This is a genomic window from Pseudomonas fluorescens (assembly GCF_005938625.1).
Taxonomy (GTDB): domain Bacteria; phylum Pseudomonadota; class Gammaproteobacteria; order Pseudomonadales; family Pseudomonadaceae; genus Aquipseudomonas; species Aquipseudomonas fluorescens_BD.
On record NZ_VCNJ01000095.1, the window covers coordinates 1 to 1,795 of the forward strand.

Genomic DNA, 1,795 nt, shown 5'->3' on the forward strand with positions numbered 1-1,795 from the left:
CATTCGAATAACTGGTCGTATTACTCGCTGCCCGGAAGATTTCGTAGTGCACCTTCACTTTTTTCCCGCGATTAGGCTCGATGTGCTGCGCCACAAACGCCGCGTTCAGCGGGAAGTTCACGTCCTTGTCCTTGGATAATGTGTTGAGTACTTTCGAGTCGGTAACAGGCTCATTGCCCTCAACGATCCAGAAAAACTTCACGATATCGTAGGGCTCGGTCGGAACAGCCACCGGCCGTGGCGCGGTGATTTTGCTGGCGCCACCGGGCAGGTCTTTGGGTTCCAGGGCTTCGTCCTTTTCGCCAAGGACGATGGGTTTGACCAGTTCGCGTTGCGCTTCACCGACGTTGAGCAACGAGGCGTGCAGCGAGGCGCGGCGGGTGATGGTGCCGTTTTCGTCGCTCAGCAGGTTGTACGACAGACGCAGCGTGCCGCCCTCCAGGGTTTTGCCGTGTTCGCCGGCGACGGTGATGATGAACCCCTCGGGGTCATTGGCCTCGTCTTGGCTGGGGAAATACCAGTCCAGTTCGGGGTCGTAAATCGTGAAGTCGGACCGGGTGCCGAACAATTTTAGCTCGATGGCGTTGTCCGGGGTGATCAGCGGATCGTAGAGGATGCGGATGCGGTATTCGGGCGCATTCGGGTCGAGCGCGCCACTGATGGCGTCCAGCGCAATCGGGGCCGCCAGGCGCGTGGCTTCGCCGATGATGTTGTAGGCGCGGGACTTGGATCTGGAGTTGTCGACCACGACGCCGCCGCGACGTACGTGATAGGAGTACACCACCGTACGTTTGGCCAAGGCGCGCAGGGTGCTGTTGTTGTGCGCGATCGAGACTCGCACCGGCGGCGTGGTTTCAATACGCTGGATCACCAATTCGCTGATCTCTGTACCTTCGTCGTCGGTACCGAAGACGCTGAGGTAGATCTCGTCGTTCTTTTTGAAGATGTTGCCGTCTTCCGCCCACACCTCCACCAGCGGCCGTTCTTCCCCCAACGCCTCCAGATCCACGACGAGACCGTCGGCCTGTTTGAGGATGGGCGCACCCAGCCGCAAGCCCTGGGTGTCGACGACAATACGCACGGCCTCGCACCAGTCTTCGGACTCGTTGTACACGCGGTCGCGGATCTTGTAGCTGACCGACACGCCGTCGGAGTCGCCGGCTGAGAGGATGGTGTCCTTGTCGGCCAGCACCACGATGGGATTACCCTCCGGATCGTCGATCTGTTCCTGGGTGACGGGCTCGGACTCCACGGTTTTCCCGGCCCAGGCCAGGATGAGCACGTCACCGACGGCGCAGTTCAGGTAGAGCCAGCCATCGCCGGGCTTGGGTTTGGCGTAGACCAGCACGCCTTTCTCGACGGAGACCTTGTCGACACCGTCGCGCACCACATCCGGCGGATCGAAGGCCATGGTCAGTTCGGAGTGGCCATAGTCGGGATTGGTGTCCTGGCCGGCGGGCAGTTCAAGTTTGACGAAGAGCTTGATCGTCGGTCCTGGCTCGGGCTTCTGCCCGAAACGCGTGATCTGGTAGGACAGTTCCCAATCGCCGCTGAGCAGGCGCGGCGGCTCAATGAACAGCGTGACGTGCTTGTCCACCTCGATGTCTTCGGTGATGGTCTTTTGCGCGACCATGGTGGTGCCCAGGTACAACTTGCAGTTGTCGCTCTTGCTCATGTTGTTCCAGGCGGGAATCTGGACCTTAAGCCCCTTGTCGGGGTAGTTGAGTCGTGCGGCGGCGAGGTTGATGCCCCACGTGCCGTCATCCAGCAGCCGGCCGCCGGGGATTTCCGGGTC

General features: G+C 60.9%; 1 pseudogene. It reads right to left on the bottom strand.

Features of this window, described 5'->3' with window-relative positions:
- Positions 1-1,795, bottom strand: a pseudogene (locus FGA82_RS32280) (hypothetical protein); the annotation flags it as partial.